This window comes from Maricaulis sp. D1M11 (assembly GCF_047308265.1).
Lineage (GTDB): Bacteria > Pseudomonadota > Alphaproteobacteria > Caulobacterales > Maricaulaceae > Maricaulis.
On sequence record NZ_JBKQWY010000003.1, the window covers coordinates 18,124 to 40,303 of the forward strand.

20 protein-coding genes are annotated in these 22,180 nt (G+C 59.4%); 19 read left to right on the top strand and 1 reads right to left on the bottom strand.

What is annotated here, in order from left to right; all coding sequences use genetic code 11:
• The first annotated feature begins 3 nt into the window (after positions 1-3).
• The 6 genes from RMQ97_RS06455 to RMQ97_RS06480 are packed head-to-tail and all read left to right on the top strand — an operon-like array spanning position 4 to position 4,314.
• Positions 4-741 carry a biotin--[acetyl-CoA-carboxylase] ligase gene (locus tag RMQ97_RS06455; protein WP_413660038.1) on the top strand — a complete coding sequence of 246 codons (738 nt, stop codon included), beginning with the start codon at positions 4-6 and terminating at the stop codon, positions 739-741.
• A 10-nt stretch (positions 742-751) separates the two neighbouring features.
• Positions 752-1,528: a type III pantothenate kinase gene (locus RMQ97_RS06460; protein WP_413660039.1), complete on the top strand. Its 777-nt coding sequence runs from the start codon at positions 752-754 to the stop codon at positions 1,526-1,528.
• Positions 1,529-1,575: 47 nt separating this feature from the next.
• Entirely contained in the window at positions 1,576-3,192 is a 1,617-nt protein-coding gene (locus RMQ97_RS06465) for a ribonuclease J (protein WP_413660440.1), read from the top strand.
• Positions 3,193-3,201: 9 nt separating this feature from the next.
• The gene (gene mce, locus RMQ97_RS06470) at positions 3,202-3,621 is read left to right on the top strand and encodes a methylmalonyl-CoA epimerase (RefSeq protein WP_413660040.1); all 420 of its coding nucleotides are present in this window, start codon (positions 3,202-3,204) and stop codon (positions 3,619-3,621) included.
• On the top strand, positions 3,618-3,962 hold the full coding sequence (locus RMQ97_RS06475) for a DUF1467 family protein (RefSeq protein WP_413660041.1): 345 nt from the start codon (positions 3,618-3,620) through the stop codon (positions 3,960-3,962). The genes mce and RMQ97_RS06475 overlap by 4 nt, the downstream gene beginning before the upstream one ends.
• A 10-nt stretch (positions 3,963-3,972) precedes the next feature.
• Complete coding sequence (locus RMQ97_RS06480) at positions 3,973-4,314, top strand: 5-carboxymethyl-2-hydroxymuconate Delta-isomerase (protein ID WP_413660042.1); 342 nt, start codon at positions 3,973-3,975, stop codon at positions 4,312-4,314.
• Positions 4,315-4,336: 22 nt separating this feature from the next.
• Here RMQ97_RS06480 and RMQ97_RS06485 read toward each other — a convergent pair whose 3' ends face one another.
• Positions 4,337-4,804 carry a DUF1203 domain-containing protein gene (locus RMQ97_RS06485; protein WP_413660043.1) on the bottom strand — a complete coding sequence of 156 codons (468 nt, stop codon included), beginning with the start codon at positions 4,802-4,804 and terminating at the stop codon, positions 4,337-4,339.
• Positions 4,805-4,994: 190 nt separating this feature from the next.
• Here RMQ97_RS06485 and proS point away from each other — a divergent pair, with 190 nt between their 5' ends.
• The 13 genes from proS (at position 4,995) to bamA (ending at position 22,177) form a co-directional block, all read left to right on the top strand.
• Positions 4,995-6,329, top strand: coding sequence for a proline--tRNA ligase (gene proS / locus RMQ97_RS06490; RefSeq protein ID WP_413660044.1), 1,335 nt, complete (start codon positions 4,995-4,997; stop codon positions 6,327-6,329).
• On the top strand, positions 6,322-7,638 hold the full coding sequence (locus RMQ97_RS06495) for a lipoprotein-releasing ABC transporter permease subunit (RefSeq protein ID WP_413660045.1): 1,317 nt from the start codon (positions 6,322-6,324) through the stop codon (positions 7,636-7,638). Before proS ends, RMQ97_RS06495 begins: the two co-directional genes overlap by 8 nt.
• Positions 7,631-8,317 carry an ABC transporter ATP-binding protein gene (locus RMQ97_RS06500; protein ID WP_413660046.1) on the top strand — a complete coding sequence of 229 codons (687 nt, stop codon included), beginning with the start codon at positions 7,631-7,633 and terminating at the stop codon, positions 8,315-8,317. The genes RMQ97_RS06495 and RMQ97_RS06500 overlap by 8 nt, the downstream gene beginning before the upstream one ends.
• A 361-nt stretch (positions 8,318-8,678) precedes the next feature.
• A complete protein-coding gene (gene dnaE, locus RMQ97_RS06505; RefSeq protein ID WP_413660047.1) occupies positions 8,679-12,116 on the top strand; it encodes a DNA polymerase III subunit alpha in 3,438 nt (1,145 codons plus the stop codon).
• 391 nt (positions 12,117-12,507) lie between these two features.
• The gene (rpsB, locus tag RMQ97_RS06510) at positions 12,508-13,356 is read left to right on the top strand and encodes a 30S ribosomal protein S2 (protein ID WP_413660048.1); all 849 of its coding nucleotides are present in this window, start codon (positions 12,508-12,510) and stop codon (positions 13,354-13,356) included.
• A 38-nt stretch (positions 13,357-13,394) separates the two neighbouring features.
• Positions 13,395-14,330 (top strand): translation elongation factor Ts, encoded by a 936-nt coding sequence (gene tsf, locus RMQ97_RS06515; protein WP_413660049.1) that lies wholly within the window; start codon positions 13,395-13,397, stop codon positions 14,328-14,330.
• Positions 14,331-14,434: 104 nt separating this feature from the next.
• Positions 14,435-15,184, top strand: a complete 750-nt coding sequence (gene pyrH, locus RMQ97_RS06520; RefSeq protein WP_413660441.1) for a UMP kinase — start codon at positions 14,435-14,437, stop codon at positions 15,182-15,184.
• A gap of 43 nt (positions 15,185-15,227) precedes the next feature.
• Entirely contained in the window at positions 15,228-15,794 is a 567-nt protein-coding gene (frr, locus tag RMQ97_RS06525) for a ribosome recycling factor (RefSeq protein WP_413660050.1), read from the top strand.
• Positions 15,795-15,828: 34 nt separating this feature from the next.
• Entirely contained in the window at positions 15,829-16,584 is a 756-nt protein-coding gene (locus RMQ97_RS06530; protein WP_413660051.1) for an isoprenyl transferase, read from the top strand.
• Positions 16,568-17,383, top strand: coding sequence for a phosphatidate cytidylyltransferase (locus RMQ97_RS06535; protein ID WP_413660052.1), 816 nt, complete (start codon positions 16,568-16,570; stop codon positions 17,381-17,383). The genes RMQ97_RS06530 and RMQ97_RS06535 overlap by 17 nt, the downstream gene beginning before the upstream one ends.
• Entirely contained in the window at positions 17,380-18,582 is a 1,203-nt protein-coding gene (locus RMQ97_RS06540; protein WP_413660053.1) for a 1-deoxy-D-xylulose-5-phosphate reductoisomerase, read from the top strand. Before RMQ97_RS06535 ends, RMQ97_RS06540 begins: the two co-directional genes overlap by 4 nt.
• Positions 18,583-18,600: 18 nt before the next feature.
• Positions 18,601-19,773, top strand: a complete 1,173-nt coding sequence (rseP, locus tag RMQ97_RS06545) for an RIP metalloprotease RseP (protein WP_413660054.1) — start codon at positions 18,601-18,603, stop codon at positions 19,771-19,773.
• A 25-nt stretch (positions 19,774-19,798) separates the two neighbouring features.
• Positions 19,799-22,177, top strand: a complete 2,379-nt coding sequence (gene bamA / locus RMQ97_RS06550; RefSeq protein WP_413660055.1) for an outer membrane protein assembly factor BamA — start codon at positions 19,799-19,801, stop codon at positions 22,175-22,177.
• Positions 22,178-22,180: the final 3 nt, after the last annotated feature.

Consider the following 22,180-nt stretch of genomic DNA (forward strand, 5'->3'; position numbering starts at 1 on the left):
GTCTTGCTCGGGCCGCGCCTGGATTGGCGGGACGAAACCGCCTCGACCAATACGGATGCCCGTGCCCTGGCGGAAGCCGGGGAACAGGGTCCTGTCTGGATTGCAGCCCGTCGTCAAACGGCGGGCCGCGGTCGTTTAGGGCGCACGTGGGAAGAGGCGAGCGGAAATCTCTACTGTACCGGGCTCTACCGACTGGACTGCGCGCCCTCTGAAGCGGCCAACTGGTCATTCATTGCGGCGCTAGCCGTTGCGGAGTTGTGCGACACAGCGGGTGCCGATCCCGCTGGGACCCGGCTCAAATGGCCCAATGATGTCTATATCCAGGGCGCCAAGGTCGCTGGTATCCTGCTGGAATCAGGACCTCATCCGACCGGTGGATTGTGGATGGCGGTGGGGATTGGTGTGAACCTGGCCATCGCGCCGCCCGTCCAGGGCCGCCGTGTCACAGCTCTGGCGGATCACGGCTCGAACCTGACGCCGGAAGCCGGGCTGACCCGTCTCGTTGACGCGTTTGAACGCTATCGTCGACGCTGGGAAATGGATGGCTTTGATCCTATCCGTACCGCCTGGCTCAGCCGGGCCTGGAGTCTGGGCGAGTCCTGTCGCGCGAGTGTGAACGGTGTGACTGTTACGGGCGTCTTTACCGATCTCCTGAGCAATGGTGCACTGCAACTGAGCCTGGCCGATGGGTCCAGCAAAACTGTTTCAGCAGGAGAAGTCTTCTTCTCCGATCAGGAATAAGAGGCCCGACATGCTTCTGGCGATTGATTGCGGCAATACCAATACCCTGTTTGCGGTTCATGATGGTGAGGGCTGGAAGGCGCAGTGGCGCTCCAGTACCGTGTCGACGCGGACCGCGGATGAACATGCGGTCTGGTTGTCGGCCCTGATGGCGCTTCAGGGCATGAGTTTCGATGACATCGATGCGTGTGTCATTTCCACCGTTGTCCCCCAGGCCCTGTTCAATCTGCGCAATCTGGCTCGCCGCTATTTCGATACCGTACCGCTGGTTGTTGGCGAGCCGGGGGTTGATCTGGATATTGAGGTCCGTCTGGCTCGTCCCCAAGAAGCGGGGGCGGACCGGCTGGTCAATGCCCTGGGGGCTCGTGGGATTTATGAGGGGCCGCTGATCATTATCGATAGCGGGACGGCGACAACCTTCGACGTGATCTCCGAGGATGGCGCGTTCGAGGGCGGGATTATCGCCCCGGGCATTAATCTCTCGATGCAGGCCCTGCATGCCGCCGCTGCCAAACTTCCACGGGTCGCGATCACCAAACCCCAGCGCGTCATGGGCAATGATACCGTCAGTGCGATGCAGTCCGGAGTGTTCTGGGGATATATTGACCTGATCGACGGGCTGGTCGAACGCCTCAAAGCCGAATACGCAAGACCCATGACCGTGGTCGCGACCGGCGGTGTTGTCTCCCTGTTTGATGGCGCGTCGCGAACAATCGACCATTATGACCCTGACCTGACCATGCGCGGTCTCTGGCAGATCTGGCGCATGAATGGAGGTGACGCTTGAGCGAAAAGCTCTATTTCCTGCCGCTTGGCGGCTCGAATGAAATCGGGATGAATTTCAACCTTTATGGTTATGGTCCCGAACATGACCGCAAATGGATCATCGTCGATTGCGGCGTGACCTTTGGCGATCTCTCAACCCCCGGCGTCGAGCTGATCATGCCGGATCCGCAATTCATCGAAGAATATCGCGACAAGATTGTCGGCATGGTGCTGACCCATGCCCATGAGGACCATATGGGGGCCGTGGCCCAGCTGTGGCCCTCTCTGCAATGCCCCATCTATGCGACGCCGTTCACAGCCTGGCTGGTGAATGATCGCTTGCACGAGCACGGCCTGACGGAAGAGGTCGAGCTGCACGAGATTGGTCTGAACAGCCGCTTCGAACTGGGGCCGTTCGATATTCAGCTTGTGACGCTGACCCATTCGATTCCCGAACCCAATGGACTGGCCATTCGCACGCCGGCGGGCACGGTCCTGCATACCGGTGACTGGAAGATCGATCCCGATCCGGTGATCGGTGAGGAGACCGATGTGTCGGCGCTGGAGGCGCTTGGCAATGAAGGCGTGCTGGCCATGGTCTGTGACAGCACCAATGTCTTCTCAAAGGGCTCAGCCGGGTCTGAAGGTGATGTGCGCGATGCCCTGGTTGAGGTTATTGCGGAACAGACCGGCAAGGTCGCCGTGGCCGCATTTGCGTCGAATGTGGCGCGCCTGCAATCCATTATCGAGGCTGCAGAGGCCAATGACCGGCGAGTGTGCCTGGTCGGCCGGTCCATGTTCCGCATGACATCTGCGGCACGCCATGTCGGCCTTCTCCAGAAGGTCCGCGATTTTGTCGACGTGGAAGAAGCCGGTTTCTTCCCGGATGAGAAAATTCTCTATCTGTGCACCGGTAGCCAGGGCGAACCCCGGGCGGCCCTGTCGCGTATCGCCGAAGGCTCACACCGGCATGTGACACTGGGGGCAGGCGATACCGTCATTTTCTCCAGCCGGATTATTCCGGGCAATGAGATCGGGATTTTCGACCTGCAAAACCGTCTTGCCGAGCGGGGTGTGAAAATCATCACCGAGAAGGACCGGCCAATCCATGTGTCCGGTCACCCGTGTCGCGACGAGCTGGCCCAGATGTATGGCTGGGCCAAGCCGAAAATCGCCATTCCGGTTCATGGCGAACGCCGTCATTTGATTGAACACGCCGCGTTTGCGCGCTCCATCCAGGTGCCTCACGCCGTGACCGTGCGCAATGGTGATCTCGTGGAGATGCATGCGAGCGGTGAGGCGGCTGTGATCGATGAAGTGCCGGCCGGTCGTCTTCACATGGATGGCCAGTTTCTGGTTTCGGCTCAGGCTGAGTCTATGCGTGAGCGTCGCCGCCTCGCGTGGGCGGGTCAGGTCATGGTTGCACTGACCATCAGTGAGCGGGGTGAATTGCTGTCCGGGCCCGATATCCGGGTCAATGGCATCCCCGAAACGGATGAATTCCCGATGGATCGCCTGCTGGACCGCATGGCCGATGCCGGGGAGGCCGCCTTTGATGCATTGCCCGGCAAGGACCGGCGCGATACCGATGCCGTGGAAGAAGCTGTTCGTCTGGGTGTTCGGCGTGAAATCGCCCGGATCTGGGGCAAGAAACCGGCTGTCGATGTTCTGGTGATGGAAGTCTAGGGGAGCGACATGAAAATTGGACGATTGAACCATGTAGGGGTCGCCGTGCCGGACATTGAGGCGGCCAAGGCAACCTATGCCGACCTCTATGGCGCAAGCGATGCGACGGACACGCGCGCGTTTCCGCATCTGGGCGTGAAGGTCGCCTTCGTTCACCTGGACAATTCCGAGATCGAACTGCTCGAACCCCTGGGTGATGACAGCCCGGTGCACAAATTCCTGGAACGCAATCCCAAGGGTGGACAACACCATTTGTGCTTTGAAGTCGAGGATATCCTGGCCGCACGTGATGCGATGATTGAACGCGGGGCCACTGTTCTGGGTACCGGAGAGCCCTATATCGGCGCTCACGGCGTGCCGGTGATCTTCATCCATCCGAAGAATTCGAACGGCCAGCTAATTGAACTCATGCAGGAGCCTGGCAAATGACAACCTGGTTGCAACGTGCGCCCGTCCTCTTAACCGGACTCCTGTGGATTGTTTCCGGCTTTTTCCTGCGTGATGGCGGCGTTGGGGTGGTGAACGGGATTGTGGTCTTCCTGATCGTCTGGTGGCTGGTGTTTTTCATGGTCCTGCCCATTGGCGTGACCAGCCAGGATGAGAGCGGCGATGTGGTTGCTGGGACGGAACCGGGCGCGCCCACTGTTCCGAACCTGAAAAAGAAAGCCTGGTGGGCGACCGTGGGTACGTCCGTAGTCTGGCTGATCTATTTTGTCATTACAGAAACGGGCGCGATTGAGCCCTTCCTGCCACGCTCTGGCGGATATTGAGGTTTCGCTCATGCCCCATGCCCTGATCGAACATTCCGATCTTCAGACCCTGAAGCTGACAAGCGCGGACCTTCTTGAGGCCGTGTTTTACGCCATGCAGGCGAGTGGTCTGTTCAGCGATGATGATATCAAGGTCCGTCGTCGCACCGCCGAAGGCGAGCGCAATGGCACGAACGGGTTTTCTGTCATCCATATCCAGTTGCGGATCATGCCCGGCCGCACGACAGAGCAGAAGCAGGCGCTTAGCCAGGGCGTTCTGGACGCCGTGCTGGACCTGCCCCACCGGGCGGGATCCACAAGTGTGGAAGTCGTGGATATCGACAAGTCCAGCTATGCCAAGCGCGTGATCTAGACGATCAGCCTCTGCGGGTTCATCAGGCCCGGTCGATCCGGGCGACAAAACATCCATGTGCGGCGTTGTGGGCGTGGATATAGGCGATCTCTGAACGCGCGAAGGCTGTGTTGATCGCCCGGTCTACCTCGCCATCGAGAACCAGTGACGCCCCTTGCAACATGCCGTTTACATCGAAATGTCGAAAGGCGAGGGGACGACCCTGTAAGACGGGCGGTACCGCGCCGGCATATTCAGCGGCTTGTGTCGCGGCTTCACGCACATAGATCGCATACTGCGAGCGATAGGGTGTGGCGGCGTCATGGCTCTCATAATTGAGCAGGATCAGGGTCTCGCCGGGTTCTGCGTCCACAAGGCTGATGCGGCAGGGAAAGCCGGGCTTGGCGCTGGCACGCACGCGGACCATGTCGCGCATGTTCAGTTCTTCGTCTGTAAGATCAAAAAGGGGTTTGAAGTCTTCGGGCTGCAGGCCGTTGATGTGATAGGTCATGAAGATGTCTCCCGTGATGTGACCGGCCTTGTGTGCCGTCTCGCTTGGCTGGCAGCCACCCGATCCTTGTGATCCATGCCGGGTGGCCTTGATGTTCGCGGCTTCGGGTGCATCTGCGGAGCGAGATGCCTTGCAAGGCGACGCAGAAGCCGTCTAAGTGGAAGGCCTCATCCAGTCTGGACGTACACCCATGCGACTTTCCCGCTTCTTCCTGCCGGTTCTGAAGGAAACCCCTTCGGATGCCGAGATCGTTTCCCATCAGCTCATGTTGCGTGCCGGCATGATCCGCCAGCAGGCGGCCGGCATTTATTCCTGGCTGCCACTAGGCCTGAAAGTGCTCAACAAGGTGGGTCAGATCGTCCGCGAGGAACAAAACCGGGCGGGCGCTGTTGAATTGCTGATGCCGACCATCCAGACGGCTGATTTGTGGCGCGAGAGCGGGCGGTACGACGATTATGGCGATGAGATGCTGCGCATCACCGATCGACATGAGCGCGAGATGCTGTTTGGCCCGACCAATGAGGAGATGATCACTGAGATCTTCCGCTCCTATTGTCGGTCCTACAAGGATCTGCCCAAACTGCTCTACCATATTCAGTGGAAGTTTCGGGACGAACGTCGTCCGCGCTTTGGTGTGATGCGGGGTCGGGAATTCCTGATGAAGGACACGTATTCCTTCGATCTCGACGAAACCACGGCGCGTCAGGCCTATAACCGCATGTTCGTGGCCTATCTTAACACCTTCGCCCGCATGGGGCTCAAGGCGGTTCCGATGCGGGCGGATACCGGTCCCATCGGCGGCGATCTGAGCCATGAATTCATCGTGCTGGCCGACACCGGCGAGAGCGAGGTGTTCTGCCACGCCGATCTTGTGGACATGGGAGCCCCGGGCCCGGACGTGGATTTTGATGGTGATCTCCAGCCGCTGGTGGATCAACGCACAGCGCTTTATGCCGCGACTGAGGAAATGCATGATGCAGATGCGTTCCAGTCTGTGCCGGAGGAGCGTCGCGTGTCCGCACGCGGCATTGAAGTGGGCCATATCTTCTATTTCGGGACCAAGTATTCCGAACCGATGAAGGCGGTGGTCCAGCACGCGGATGGCGAAATCCGCCCCGTACACATGGGTTCCTATGGTGTGGGGGTTTCGCGTCTGCTCGGTGCCATCATCGAGGCGCATCATGATGAGCGTGGTTGCATCTGGCCGGAGGAAGTCGCTCCGTTCGGCGTGGGTGTGCTCAATCTGCGCGCCGGGGATGAGGCTGCCGATGCGGCGTGTGAGACCGCCTATGCGGCCCTGGCCCAGGCCGGTCTGGACCCGCTCTATGACGACACGTCGGAGCGTCCGGGTGGCAAGTTTGCGACGGCGGACCTGATTGGCCTGCCTTACCAGCTTGTCATTGGACCGCGCGGTCTGAAAGAGGGCAAGGTCGAGGTGAAAATTCGCCGGACCGGCGAAACGCATGAATTGTCGCCGGAAGACGCGGTGGCACGGCTCGCGGAAAAGGCCTTCTCGAATGCATGATCAGGATGCCATGGCGGGCGGGGCGGCTCCGTTCAGCCCCTATGAATTCCAGATCGCTCTGCGCTATCTGCGAACGAAGCGAAAACACGGTGGTGTCGCCATCATCGCCGTGATTTCGACCGTGGGTATTGCGCTCGCCGTCTTCGCCCTGATCGCCGTGATGTCGGTGATGAACGGGTTTCGGCATGAATTGATGACCCAGCTTCTTGGCTCTCAGCCCCATCTTTATGCTGACGTCCGGGAAACGCCCGGCGAGACGGTCGAGGCCCTGGTCGAACAGATCGAGGCCCTCGACGGCGTGGCCACAGCCGGTCCCGTTGTGGTGGGGCAGGTGATGGCGCGCTCACAAAGAGCGGAGAGCTTTCTCCAGGTGCTGGCCATGCGCCCCATGGATCTGGAGCGGCTGGATGTGGTCGCTAACGGCGATCGTCCGGGCAGCCGGACCGGCATTACCCATGGCTCGATCGACACGTTTGGCGAGGGCCGAAACGGGGGCGATGCCATTGTTCTCGGTGCCGGCGTCGCGCGTTTTCACCGGGTGAATATCGGTGATCAGTTCACGCTTTTAACCGCGTCGGGTGCGCAAACGCCCTTCGGGGTCACACCGCGCCGCAAGGCCTATACCGTTACGGCGATCCTGTCGTCAGGCGTGTCGACCATCGATAACGGACTGGCCATTTTGCCTGTGGAGCAGGCCCAGCTCTTTTTCAATCGCGGTGAGAACTATGACCGGGTGAATATTCGCGTTGAGGATACGACCCGGATCAGCGAATTCCTGCTCCCGATCCAGCAGGTGATGGGCAATCAGGGTTTCGTCTACGACTACACTCAGAGCGATCCGGCCTTTTTCGGCGCCCTTCAGATGGAACGCACGATGATGCGGCTGGTCATGTCCTTCATTGTGGTCATCGCCACCATGAACATCATTTCCGGCCTTGTGATGCTGGTGAAGAACAAATCCCGGGACATTGCCATTCTGCGCACAATGGGCATCACGCGTCTGGCGGTGATGCGGGTGTTTATCATTGTCGGTGTTTTGATCGGGATGATCGGAACCCTGGTCGGGATTGTGCTCGGCTTTCTGTTCGTCACGAATATCGGTCCCATCCAGGATGTGATCAATCTGGTCACCGGTGCCGAAGTCTGGAATCCGGATGTTTATTATCTTTACCGCATCCCGGCTCGCCTCGACTGGGGCGAGGTGATCTATGTCTCGATCTTCTGTTTTGTGATGTCGGTTCTCGTCACACTGCCGCCCGCTATTCTGGCCGCGCTGCTCGACCCGGTGGAGGCGCTGCGTTATGAGTGAGCCCATTCTCAGCCTGCGCGATGTCAGCCGGGAGTACACCACCGAAGCGGGCCAGCTGACCGTTCTCAACGGAGCGGATTTCGACCTTCATCCCGGCGAAATTGTCGGACTTATCGGACCATCGGGATCGGGCAAGTCCTCGCTCCTGCATGTCGCCGGACTGCTCGAGGCCCCCAATACCGGAGAGGTTCATGTCGCCGGGGCGGCCACCTCGACCCTGACCGACAAGGACCGCACAGCGCTGCGCCGCAATGCGATTGGTTTTGTCTACCAGTTTCACCATTTGTTGCCTGAATTTACCGCGCAGCAGAATATCGCCTTGCCCCAGGTCATTGCTGGTATTGCGCGGTCCAAGGCGGACATCCGGGCCGATGAGTTGCTGGCCTTGATGGGATTGGCTGAACGCGCCCATCATCAGCCACCTGAATTATCCGGGGGCGAGCAGCAACGTGTCGCCATCGCTCGGGCTTTGGCGAACCAGCCCAGTATTCTACTGGCCGATGAGCCTACGGGGAATCTGGACCCCGATACCTCCCAGGCAGTGTTCAACACGCTGACCTGTGCGGTTCGCGAAGAGGGCGCTGCCGCCCTGATTGCCACGCACAATCATCATCTGGCGCGGAAGATGGACCGGGTCGTGACGCTTGACCATGGTCGCATCATCCCCTGGAACGACTAATTAGCCAATAAAGTCAAAGCCCCATTTGAGGCGGACCCTGCCTTTTCGTTTTCGCGTTGACGAGCGGAACAAAACGTGAAAAGAACAAACCCGGAACACACGAAATGTGCGGGAGGACAATATGCGCCAGTGGATCCAAGATGCGTCGTCGGCGATTGCCCTGTTGGGCTTCACCTGGATTGTTGTGGTATGGAGCGGAATTCTGGTGGCGTGAGCTCCGGCTCTGAACGGTCTTCCACAGGTAAGTGCAGGGCGTTGCTTTGAGAGTGCGTGTGGAGCGGGCTTAATAGGGGCCATCTGAATTCGGACCGGGTAGGGGGTTGAGTGCCTTTGTGGGGTCCGTGTTATCGAAGGCCGTTCCATGACCGCTCCCTTTATCCATCTCCGTGTTCGCTCGCCCTACTCCCTTCTGGAAGGGGCGATCCGCATCAATCAGATGGTTGATGCGTGTGTGGCGCACCGCATGCCGGCCATGGCGCTCACCGACACAAATAATCTGTTCGGAGCGCTGGAGTTTTCAGAAAAACTCGCCGGGTCGGGCATTCAGCCGATCGTCGGATGTACACTGTCTGTGCGTTTGGCCCAGCCGCATGCGGGTGAGCGGGCCGAGGCGGACGGCGTGGTCGCGGTTTTTGTGCAAAACCGTGAAGGGTATGAAAACCTCATGGCCCTCACGTCTTCGGCCTTCCTGGATGTGGAAGCGACCGAGGAGCCGCATATCCCGTTTGAGCAATTGCTGGAGCGCAATGCGGGGCTGATCCTGCTGACCGGTGGTCCGGACGGGGTTCTCAATTCGCTGGTCGTGGATGGCCGGGCTGGCGAGGCCGATCAGGCCTTATCTAATCTGCAGGCGCATTTTGGCGACCGGCTATATGTCGAATTGCAACGTCATGGCCGGGCTGAGGAATTACAGGCCGAGGACTGGCTTGTGGATCAGGCCTATGCCCGCGACTTGCCGCTGGTTGCCACCAATGACGCCTATTTTCCCGGCTCCGGCATGCATTCAGCCCATGATGCTCTGTTGTGCATTGCCGATTCCACCTTTGTGTCGGTCACGGATCGACGCAAGGTTACGCCGGATCATTATCTGACCTCGCCTGATGATATGGCGCAGCGTTTCTCGGATTTGCCCGAAGCGCTGGCCAATACGCTCGAGGTTGCGCGTCGGTGTGCATACCGGGTCCGCACCCATCCTCCCATTCTGCCCAGTTTTGAAACCCGCGGCGGTCGGGATGAGGCGGAGGAGCTGGTGGCGCGTGCCCATGACGGCCTGACCATGCGGCTCGAAACCACCGAAACGACACTCTCCGAAACGGAGTATCGCGAGCGGCTGGATTTTGAGCTCAATATCATCAAGCAGATGGGTTTTCCGGGTTATTTCCTGATCGTCTCCGACTTCATTCAGTGGGCGAAGGAGCATGATATTCCGGTCGGGCCGGGGCGGGGGTCGGGGGCGGGATCACTCGTAGCCTACGCACTGACCATCACCGATCTTGATCCCTTGCGCTTCGGGCTTCTGTTCGAACGGTTTTTGAACCCCGAACGCGTGTCCATGCCCGATTTCGACGTCGACTTCTGCCAGGAACGGCGCGGTGAAGTGATCCGGTATGTACAGGACAAGTACGGCGATGATCGCGTCGCGCAGATTATCACGTTCGGTACTCTCCAGGCGCGCGCCGTGGTGCGCGATGTCGGGCGTGTGCTACAATTGCCGTTCGGCCTGGTCGACAAACTGGCCAAGCTTGTGCCGTCCAATCCGGCCAATCCGGTGACGCTGGCCGAGGCCATTGATCTGGAGCCGCGACTTCAGGAGATGCGCCGGGATGATCACACGGTCGACACCTTGTTGTCCGTTGCGCTGCAGCTTGAGGGCCTGTTCCGGAATGCCTCGACCCACGCTGCCGGTGTCGTGATCGGTGACCGGCCGTTGCAGGAATTGGTCCCGCTCTACCAGGACCCGCGTTCGGATCTTCCTGCGACCCAGTTCAATATGAAATGGGTCGAGCCCGCGGGCCTGGTCAAGTTCGACTTTCTGGGCCTGAAAACCCTGACCGTCATCGCCCGGGCGCTCGAATACATTGAAAGTGAAGGCAAGGCGGTTCCCGATATCGAGCATGTCCCGCTGGATGACCGGCCCACTTATGAGCTTCTAGCCTCTGGCCATGCGATCGGCGTGTTTCAGCTTGAAAGCTCGGGCATGCGTGACACGCTCAAAAAAATGAAGCCGGACATGATCGAGGATCTGATCGCCCTGATCTCCCTCTACCGTCCCGGTCCGATGAAAAACATCGATGTGTATGTCGACCGGAAATTCGGTCGGGCCGAAGTCGATTGCCTCCATCCTGATCTCGAAGGCGTTTTGTCGGAAACCTATGGCGTGATCATCTACCAGGAACAGGTGATGCAGATCGCACAAATCCTGTCGGGCTATTCCCTGGGTGAAGCCGACTTGTTGCGCCGCGCCATGGGCAAGAAGAAAAAGGAGGAGATGGACAAGCAGAAGGTCCGTTTCCTGGATGGTGCCGAGGAGCGCGGGGTCGATCGCGCCAAGTCCAGCTATATTTTTGAACTGGTGGCCGAGTTCGCCGGTTATGGCTTCAACAAATCACACGCTGCAGCCTATGCCGTCATCGCCTATCGCACGGCCTTCCTGAAAGCCAATCATCCGGTCGCACTGATGGCGGCTCTGATGTCGCTTGACCGCGCAAATACGGACAAGCTGTCAGTTTTCTTTCAGGAGACCCGGCGTATGGGGCTGGAGGTTCTGCCGCCGGACGTGAATGCGTCCGAGGCGGATTTTTCGGTTGAAGACGGGGCTGTGCGTTTTGCACTGGGCGCTATTCGCAATGTGGGTTTCACGGCGATGGAGCATATTGTTGAGGAGCGCCGCCAGAACGGAGCCTTTGCCTCGCTCTATGATTTCGCGGAACGCATCGACCCCAAACAGGTAAATCGCCGGACCTTCGAGAATCTGGCGAAGGCAGGCGCGTTTGACGGACTGGACAGTGACCGGGCCCGGGTTCTCGCTTCGGCGGACATGTTGTTGTCCATGGCCCAACATGCAGCGGCCCAGCGCGAAAGCGCCCAGGCCAGCCTATTTGGCGGAGGCGGGGATACAGTAGAGCTCAGCCGACCGGATCTACCGATGGTCGAACCCTGGCAAGCCACAAAACGTCTCGATGAGGAATTATCCGCGATCGGGTTTTACCTCTCCGGCCATCCTCTTGATGATCTGGGCGAACACCTGGCCGGGCGCGGTGTGGTTTATCATGCCGAAGCGGCCTCGCGTGTGGCAGACGGTGCCAGCGCACTTCGCATGGCTGGCGTCGTACGTCATCGTCAGGAGCGCGTGTCCAACAAGTCCGGGGAGCGGTTTGCCTGGTTGACCCTGTCTGATCCCACCGGTGAGTTTGAGGTCTTCATCACTCCGGAAATCCTGCGCACCTCACGCGACCTCCTTGAGCCCGGCCAGACCGTGATCTGCAATTGCCGGGTGGATGAGCGCGAAGAGCAGATCAGTTTTTTTGCCGATCATGTGGATGTTCTGGATACCCAGATTGTAGCGCAGACCCTGACCGTGCGACTGGCCGGTTCGGAGGCGGTTGCCGGACTGAAGGCCCAGCTGGATCGGGCCAATGGTCGCACACAGGCCAAGCGCGCTTCGGTCGTGGAGCTGATTATCGCCTTGGGTGAGGGCGGAGAGGCGCAATTGCGTCTGCCCGGACGTCATAGTGCGGATGCGGCGCTGCAGGCTGCGCTGAAAACGGTGCCGGGCGTGGAAACAGTCGACGCTGGATAAGACGCGTCCGGGGCATCGTGCTGACCGGATCGGAGGCTTGGGCGGGGGCGGCAGATTTGAGATTTACCCTCCCTCAGAAACACCCTTTGAACCTCCCTGTGAACCTCTCTTCGAGCCTCGGTCTCCTCGCCCGTGTGACCCCAGTCTGAGCTAGGCGAACTGGCCCTGCGTGACCGGGTGAAACTCCTTGATATGCAACAGCTGAGGGCGGGTGCTTGCCAAGACAAAACAAGACGCCTATAAGCCGCGCGATCACGCACACGGGGCTTCGGTCTGTGTTCCGGTTTGACTGGAAGACTGTCCGCTCCGGTGTTGCTCTGTGGAACCTGGAAATTTCCTTGTGAAAACAGGCAGCTCCGCCCCGTGGAGGCCAACCGGAAAAGGATACATTATGGCTCTCCCTGAATTCAGCATGCGTCAGCTGCTCGAAGCTGGCTGTCACTTCGGTCACCAGACCCACCGTTGGAACCCCAAGATGAAGGACTTCATCTTTGGTGAGCGTTCCAACATTCACATCATCGACCTGTCCCAGACGGTCCCGCTGCTGCACCAGGCTCTGGTGAAAGTGCGCGAAACCGCTGCCAAGGGTGGTCGTGTCCTGTTTGTGGGTACCAAGCGCCAGGCCTCCGAGCCGCTGGCTGAAGCTGCGTCGCGTTGCGCCCAGTACTATGTCAATCACCGCTGGCTCGGTGGTACGCTGACCAACTGGCGGACGATTTCCAACTCCATCGCGCGCCTGCGTGAGCTGGAAGAGAAATTCGATGGTGAAAACGGCCTGGCCGGTCTCACCAAAAAAGAGCAGCTGATGCTGACCCGTGAAAAGGACAAGCTCGAGCGCTCTCTCGGTGGTATCAAGGACATGGGCGGTACGCCGGACCTGATGTTCGTGATCGACACCAACAAGGAAGGCATCGCCATCCAGGAAGCTCGCAAGCTGGGTATCCCGGTGGTTGCCGTTGTCGACACCAATTGTGACCCGGATGTCGTTGACATGCCGATCCCGGGCAATGATGACGCCTCGCGCGCCATCAGCCTGTACTGCGACCTGGTTGCCGATGCCGTGCTCGATGGCATGGCTGAAGGCCAGATGGCGCTGGGCGTGGATCTGGGTGAAAGCGACGAGCTGGTCGAAACCCTGATCGATCTGCCGGACGGTGAAGAGGCTGTTGAGGCTTCTGAAGACGCAGCACCGGAAGCATCTGCTGACGACGCTGATAATTCTGACAAAACCGACGCGTAGACTCGTCACACGTAATCGATTCCCCAAGGAGAACACCGATGGCTGCGATCACTGCCGCACTGGTCAAGGAACTGCGCGAGAAAACTGGCGTAGGCATGATGGACTGTAAAAAGGCCCTGGCTGAAACCGATGGCGATTTTGAAGCCGCGGTGGATTGGCTGCGTAAAAAAGGCCTGTCCAAGGCTGCGAAGAAGGCTGACCGCGTTGCGGCTGAAGGCCTGGTGGCTGTCGCCACCGACGGTGGCAAGGGCGCCGTTGTTGAAGTGAATTCCGAAACGGACTTCGTCGCACGCAACGAAACTTTCCAGGCCGCTGTGGCGGAGATCGCCACGCTGACCATGACCGCCGGGTCTGACGTCGAAACCATCAAGGCCGCGACCATGGCGTCTGGCGAAACGGTGGAATCCGGTCTGACCAATCTCATCGCCACCATCGGTGAGAACATGTCCCTGCGTCGTGCCGCTACGGTCGAAGCCAATCCGGGTGTGGTCTCATCCTATGTCCACAATCCGGCTGCAGACGGTCTGGGCGCCATCGGCGTTCTCGTCGGCCTGAAGTCTGAAGGTGATGCCGGTAAGCTGGCCGAGCTGGGCCGCAAGATTGCCATGCACGTGGCGGCCGGGTCCCCGGCTGTGGCTGTGGCCATCGATGTGGATGGTGTGGACGCCGAGATTGCCAACAAGGAACGCGAAGTGTTCGCCGACCAGGCTCGCCAGTCCGGCAAGCCGGAACAGATCATCGAGAAGATGGTCGAAGGCCGTATGCGCAAATTCTACGAAGAAGTTGTGCTGCTGAAACAGGCTTTCGTCATGGACCCGGACAACACCATCGAACAGGTCCTGGCCAATGCGTCCAAGGAGCTGGGCACGTCCGTTGAGCTGACCGGTTTTGTCCGGATGGCCCTGGGTGAAGGTGTCGAGAAAAAAGAAGAAGACTTCGCTGCTGAAGTCGCGGCCGCAACCGGCCAGTCCTAAGTCTGATTTGGACAGTTTGTTGGAGCCCCGGTACTTTCAAGTGCCGGGGCTTCGTATATGCTGCGCTTGCTGTGACCGATTCCCTGATTGATCCTGCCCCGGCAATGCCGGATGGCCCGACAAGCCCGCTCGTATACAAGCGGGTTTTGTTGAAAGTATCCGGTGAGGCCCTGATGGGGTCTCAAAATTATGGCATTGACCTGGAGGTCGCCAATCGCATTGCCGGGGAGGTGGCCCAGGCGGTCAATGCCGGCACCGAAATGTGCCTTGTGATTGGCGGTGGAAATATTTTCCGCGGCCTGTCTGGCGCGGCCAAGGGCATGGACCGGGCCGCGGCCGACTATATGGGCATGCTGGCCACCGTCATGAACGCGCTGGCGATGCAATCCGCCTTGGAACAGGTGGGCATTCCGACACGGGTTCAGTCGGCTATTCCCATGATGTCAGTGTGCGAACCCTATATTCGCCGCAAGGCTGTGCGCCATATGGAAAAGGGCCGGGTGGTCATTTTTGCAGCCGGCAGCGGCAATCCGTTTTTCACCACAGACACGGCGGCTGCCTTGCGCGCGGCCGAGATGGGCTGTGACGCGCTGTTCAAGGGAACGCAGGTTGACGGGGTGTATTCCGACGATCCGCGGGTGAACCCGAACGCGAAACGCTATGACCATCTCAATTACCTCGACATTCTGACGCAGGATCTGCGCGTGATGGATGCATCGGCTGTGACGCTGATGCGCGAGAATGACATTCCGATCGTGGTGTTCAATATCCATGAAGGGGGTGGTCTGGCCCGCGTGCTCGCCGGTGAAGGTGTTCGCACGGTCATCGGGAATGCTCCTTCGGATACCGTCTAAACCGGGCGCCTGACGCCGGGATATCAAAAGAAAGGCCTTTGCCATGAGTGACGAGATCGATTTTGACGAGGACGACCTCAAGCGCCGCATGGACGGTGCGTTTGATTCCCTGAAAAAGGAATTTGGCGGTCTTCGGACCGGACGGGCCTCTCCCAACTTGCTGGACAGTATCAAGGTCGACGCGTATGGCGCCCTGACTCCGATCGCCCAGGTGGCGACGGTGTCTGTGCCTGAGCCACGCATGATTTCCGTGAATGTCTGGGACAAGGGCATGGTTTCGGCGGTCGACAGTGCCATTCGCAATTCCCCCCTCGGTCTCAACCCGGTGGTAGAAGGGCAGCTGCTACGTCTTCCCATCCCGCCGCTCAACGAGGAACGCCGGGCCGAGCTGGCCAAACTGGCCGGCACCTATGCGGAGAACGCCCGTGTGGCAGTTCGCAATGTTCGCCGCGATGGGATGGACAGCCTGAAAAAGCTCGAAAAAGACGGGGTTTTGTCCGAAGACGAACACAAATCCTATGCAGAAGATGTTCAGAAGCTGACGGACGGGGCGATTTCCCGTATCGATGATGCGCTGAAGGTCAAACAAGAAGAGATCATGCAGGTCTGATCTTTTCTCCAACAGGCAGGGGGCAATCGACCTCATGACGTCTGCCAACTCTGCAAGTGACACGACAGGCGGGGATCTCCGGATCCCGCGCCATGTTGCGATTATCATGGACGGCAATGGTCGCTGGGCCCAGTCCCGAGGACGGCCGCGTGCCTTTGGCCATTCGCGCGGGGTCGAAGCCGTGCGGGCCACTGTCCAGGCCGCCGGCGATATGGGCATCACTCAGCTCACCGTCTTCAGTTTCTCGACTGAAAACTGGAACCGTCCGGCCGAAGAAGTCGGCGCCCTGTTTGATCTGATGGGGCGTTATGTCCGGGCAGATCTCGCCTCTCTCGACAAGAAAGGCGTGCGCATCCGCATACTGGGACGCCGGGACGGCCTCAATGATGATCTGTTGCGTATTATCGAGGATGCGGAAACACGCACCCAGGACAATACCGCATTCCAGCTCAATATCGCGTTCAATTACGGGGGCCGGGACGAGATCGTTCGGGCAACGCGGACACTGGGCGAGAAGATCCGCTGCGGACAACTCGATCCAGAGGTCATTGATGAAGACGTGTTCAGTCAGGCCCTGGATACGCACGATCTGGATGATGTGGACCTTTTGATCCGGACCAGTGGCGAGATGCGCATTTCCAACTTCCTGCTGTGGCAGGCAGCCTATGCCGAGATGATCTTCATGGATGTGTTGTGGCCTGATTTTGATGGCGATCACCTGCGCAAGGCGCTGGAAGAATTCTCCTCGCGTAATCGGCGTTATGGAGGCCTGGATGCCGGAGCCGCGTGATCCGGTCCTCAGGCGGCGACTCATTTCGGCATTGATCCTCGGGCCCAGCGCCGCGGGCCTTTTGTTTCTGGGTGATATCTATTTCTCGGCCTGGGTGGCGGCGTTTGCCGCGGCGATGGCGTGGGAATGGCTGCAGATGTCTGACCCCAAGGCCCCGCCTGTGGCCTATGCGATCGCGTGCGCCACAGCGTCGGGCGCGGTGCTCCTGGCCGGGCAGACCGGCGTCAGCGATGCGCTGTTCTGGGGCTCCGCTGGCACGCTGGCCATGGGCGCAGAGCGCTGGCGTCGTGGCTGGTCTCTGGATGTCCTGGGCATTTTGTATGTCGCCCTGTCTGCCAGCCTCCTGGCGGCGATGCGGGCCTGGCCCGATTACGGTCTGCCCAGTCTGATTTTGCTGTTCACCATTGTCTGGCTGACGGATAGCGCCGCCTATCTGGTCGGGACCTGGCTCGGCGGTCCCAAACTTCTACCCCAGGCCAGCCCCAAGAAGACCTGGTCCGGGCTCCTGGCCGGGCTTGCTGCGGGGACCGCAGGCGGTGTGGTGGCCGGCCATGTGATGGGCGCGGCCTGGCAACAGACCATCTGGGTGTCAGCCTTGATCGCTCTCGCTGCGATCGGAGGGGACCTGACGATGTCGATCTTCAAGCGCGGATTTGGCGTCAAGGACAGTGGCAAGCTGATTCCCGGACATGGCGGCGTGCTGGACCGGGTAGACGCCTTGATGCTGGCTGTGATTATTGCGGTCATTCTCAACCGATTTGCCCCGCTGACCTGGTCGGGCGAAGGCCTCGCAGGATGACGGGCATGATTTCACCTTCCGCACGACGCATCAGTGTCCTGGGCGCGACAGGCTCGGTGGGCGAAGCGACGCTGGACCTGATCGCCCGTGCCGAACCGGGGCGCTATGACGTGGTGGCGTTGACGGCCAAATCCAATGCACGGCGTCTGGCCGAATTGGCCATTGCACACAGCGCCGATTTTGTCGCGATCCTCGACGCCTCTGCTGAAGCGGAATTGCGGGAGAGTTTGCAGGCTCACCCCGATATCAAGATCGGTGTGGGTGAGGCGGCGATCATCGACGCCGCCTGTCGTGAGGCAGACTGGATCATGGCGGCAATTGTCGGCGCAGCGGGCCTGAAACCGACACTGGCGGCTCTGGAGCAGGGCACGCACCTGGCCTTCGCGAACAAGGAATGCCTGGTGTGTTCCGGTTCGCTTTTCATGGACGCCGCGCGTCGGCATGGCACACGTCTATTGCCAGTCGACAGTGAGCATAATGCGGTGTTCCAGGTCTTTGATACAGCGCGGCGCGACCATATCCGCTCCATCACCCTGACCGCATCCGGCGGTCCCTTTCGAGATTGGTCCGCAGAGCGTATGGCACGCGCACGCCGCTCGGACGCCCTGGCTCATCCGACCTGGGAGATGGGCGCCAAGATCACGATCGACAGTGCGAGCATGATGAACAAGGGGCTCGAAATCATCGAGGCCTGCTGGCTGTTTGATCTGCCGCACACCAAAGTCGATGTGGTGGTCCACAAACAGTCTATTATTCATGGCCTGGTTGAATACGCTGATGGCAGCGTGCTGGCCCAGCTCGGCTCGCCGGATATGCGCACTCCGATTGCCAGTGCCTTGGCCTGGCCGGACCGGATGACGGCACCGGTTGAGCGCCTGGATCTCGCCCGGATGGCGCGTCTCGATTTCGAGCTACCGGACCCGGACCGTTTTCCCGCTTTGAGACTGGCCCGCCAGGCTATTGAGGCCGGCGGGATAGCACCGGCTGTGCTGAACGCCGCCAATGAAGTTGCTGTTGCAGCCTTCTTAAGGGAACAGATTGGTTTTCTTGACATATCCTCGTGCGTTGAAGAGGCTTTGGCGCAGAGTTTGAATGAAGATGGCATGCCGCAATCCGTTGCGGCCTTTGAGGACGTTTTTGTCATCGACCGGCTGGCCCGGGATGTGGCGGAGCGTTTTGTCAGCCGCGTTAAAGCCTGAACACCAAGGGTTTAGGACATGGAATTAATTGGCGATTTTCTGCTGACGGCGTTTGCCTTCGTGTTTGTGATCTCCGTGGTCGTGGTCTTTCACGAGCTCGGTCACTACTGGGCGGGCCGGTGGTGCGGGGTGCATGCCGAGGCCTTTTCCATGGGTTTTGGTCCGACACTGTTTTCTCGCCGGGACAAAAACGGCACCGTTTGGCGCGTGGCGGCCTTTCCATTGGGCGGGTATGTGCGCTTTCTGGGGGATGCGGGTGCAGCCAGTGAACCGGATCAGGAAAAACTCGCTGTTCTGCGCAAACAGATGGGTGAGGATGCCAATAAGTGTTTCCACTTCAAACCGGTCTGGCAGCGCGCCATAATCACCGGCGCAGGTCCGGTTGCCAATTTCATCCTGTCCATCACGATCTTTGCTGTTCTGGCCTTTGCCTTTGGCGCGACGCGGTACGAACCGATCGTGGGCGAGGTGATCGCTGACAGTGCAGCCGAGGAGGCCGGGGTTCTGGCGGGTGACCGGGTGCTCAGCATCAATGATTCGCAGATCGAAGCCTTTGAAGAGATCATGGCCGAGGTGGTCTGGCGCCCTGGCGAAGAGCTCCAGGTCGGGATTGAACGCGGTGGCGAGCGTCTTGTTCTGCCGATCACACCGCGTCGCACCCTGATTGAAGATCAGTTTGGCGGCGAGCGCCCTATGGGGGTTCTGGGCATTCGTCCGAGCGGAGAGCGCTTTCAGGATCATTACAATCCCGTCACGGCCATTGGCTATGGCGTCTCCCAAACCGGTGAAATCATCTCCATGACCGTGCGTTATGTAAGCCGCATCGTCACGGGGCGGACCTCGCCGGAATTGCTCAACGGACCGCTCGGAATCGTTGAAATGGCAGGGCAACGCGCCCAGACCGGGGCTGAGGTAGGGGAGAATGCAGCCGAGAGCGCCTACTATGTTCTTGTGCAGTTGATCCACTTCTGCGCTGTGCTCTCCGTTGGGCTGGGTTTGGTGAATCTTTTGCCGTTACCCATCCTCGACGGCGGACATCTGATGTATTACGCCTATGAAGCGGTCGTCGGTCGGCCGTTGAGCGCGGGGGTACAGGCAATTGGTTTCCGAGTAGGTCTTGCACTTGTGCTCGGAATGATGCTTGTAGCGTCACTGAATGACCTTAATTACAAGCTCAGTCAGTTTTTCTGACGGGCTCAGAAAGCGGCGATCTTCGATGGTGAGAGTTTTGCGTGCGTTCGCGTCGGCCCTTCTGCTTCTAGTGGCACCGGCGGCTGTCTTGGCACAGGAGGGGGCTCCCGCAGCTCCTGCAGTCCAGCCTGTGGCTCAAGCACAGCCTGTGGCTCCGGCACAAACGGTGGTCCGTCAGATCCTGGTGGAAGGCAATCAACGTGTCGAAGTCGATACCGTTTTGTCTTATTTGGTGTTTCAGCAGGGTCAGCCGCTTGATGCGCGCCTGATCAACCTGTCGATTCAAACGCTGTTCGCCACCGGTTTGTTCGCAGATGTGCAGATCGAGGAAAACCTGGGCGTCGTGACCGTGCGTCTTCAGGAAAACCCGATCATTAACCGCGTTGTGATCGAGGGTAATTCCGCGATCAAGGAAGACAAGATCACCGATGAAATCCAGGCTCAGCCTCGCGCCATCTTCACGCGCGCACGGGCCCAGTCTGATGTCCAGCGGATTATCGAGGTCTATCGGCGCTCCGGTCGTTTCGCTGCGACTGTGACACCGAAGATCATCGAGCTGCCGCAAAACCGCGTGGATCTGATCTTTGAAATCTCCGAAGGTCCGCAAACGGGCGTTCGACGGATTAACTTTATCGGTAATGAGCGGTTCTCTGACCGCCGTCTGGCCCGTGAAATCGTAACGCGTCAATCGCGCTGGTGGAGCTTCTTCTCCTCAAACGACAACTACGACCCGGATCGTCTGGAGTATGACCGCGAGCTGCTGCGTCAGTTTTACCAGAACCAGGGTTACGCCAATTTCCGGGTGATCAACGCCGTTGCAGAGCTGACGCCCGACCAGGATGCCTTCTACATCACGTTCACGATCGATGAGGGTGAGGTCTATACCTTCGGTGAGATCGACGTCACGACGGAGATTGCGGACCTGTCCGAGGAATTCCTCGAAGCGATCGTTCCGGTTCAGTCGGGCGACCTGTATGTTGGTGAGCTGATCGAGAACAGTGTGGACAGTCTGACCTTTGCGGCGGGCGCGTCCGGTTATGCCTTTGTGAATGTGCGTCCCCAGGTTCAGCGCAATCGCGAATCCCGGACGGTCGATATCAATTTTGTCATCGATGAAAGCCCGCGGGTCTATATCGAGCGCATTGATATTGTCGGAAATACATCCACGCTGGACCGTGTGATCCGTCGGGAGATTGAAACGGTGGAAGGCGATGCGTTCAGCCAGCCGCTTCTCGATCGCTCGCGGAATAATCTGCGCCGCCTGGGCTTCTTCGAAGATGTTGAAGTGGAACAGGTCCCTGGATCGGCTCCCGACCGGGCGCGTGTCCAGGTGGCTGTCACGGAACAGCCGACAGGTGAGCTGGCGTTTGGTGCCGGTTTCTCCTCGACCGACAGTTTCCTCGTCGATTTCTCGATCTCCCAGCGCAATCTGCGTGGTCGGGGACAGTTCCTGCGTTTCCGTGTCTCAGCGAGTTCCCGTCAGGAACAGGTGGATATCCGTTTCACCGAACCGCGTTTCCTTGACCGGAACCTGGCGGCTGGTTTCGACATTTTCCGCGTGGTGTCCGATTATCTCGAGGAAGCCTCCTTCCGGACCGAGAGTACGGGGGGATCGCTGCGCCTCGGTTTCCCGCTGACCCGCTCGACCAATCTCCAGCTGCGCTACACTTTGCGTCGTGATGATGTTCAGGTGTTCACGGCGGCATCTTCCGCGCTTCGGAGCAATTCCGGGCTTCGTACCACCTCTGTTGCCGGTTACTCCCTGAACTGGAACCGGGTGAATGACCCGATCGAACCGACCCGTGGTTTCCGTGTCTCGCTCAGCCAGGACTTCGCCGGTATCGGCGGTGACGTGCGCTATCTGCGCTCCGAGCTGGAATCGACCTTCTATCGCGGCCTCTATCCCGGGATTGTTGCAAGCTTGTCCATGCGGACTGGATTTACCCAACCCTGGGGTGGCGACACAGTTCGTATTAATGATCGCTTCTTCAAGGGCGGGAATACGTTCCGCGGCTTTGAAACAGCCGGTCTCGGTCCTCGGGTGGTCCAACGCGATCAGGATACAGGTGAACTGATTGCGGGCGATGCGTTGGGCGGCAAGCTCTACGCCATCGGCGCCCTGGAAGTGACATTCCCGCTGGGACTTCCCGAACAATATGGTGTGTCGGGCAGTGTCTTCACCGAGTTTGGCTCGCTGGGCATTCTGGACGACAATGATCTGATCGATGAAACGGGGACCTCTCCGTTCACGGTCGATGACTTCTCACTGCGCGCTTCTGCGGGTGTGAGTATCTTCTGGGACAGCCCGTTTGGCCCGGTTCGCTTTGACTTTGCCGAAGCCTTCCAGCGTGAAACGTATGATCGCGCTGAATTCTTCCGTTTCTCCACGCGTACAGGATTCTAATCC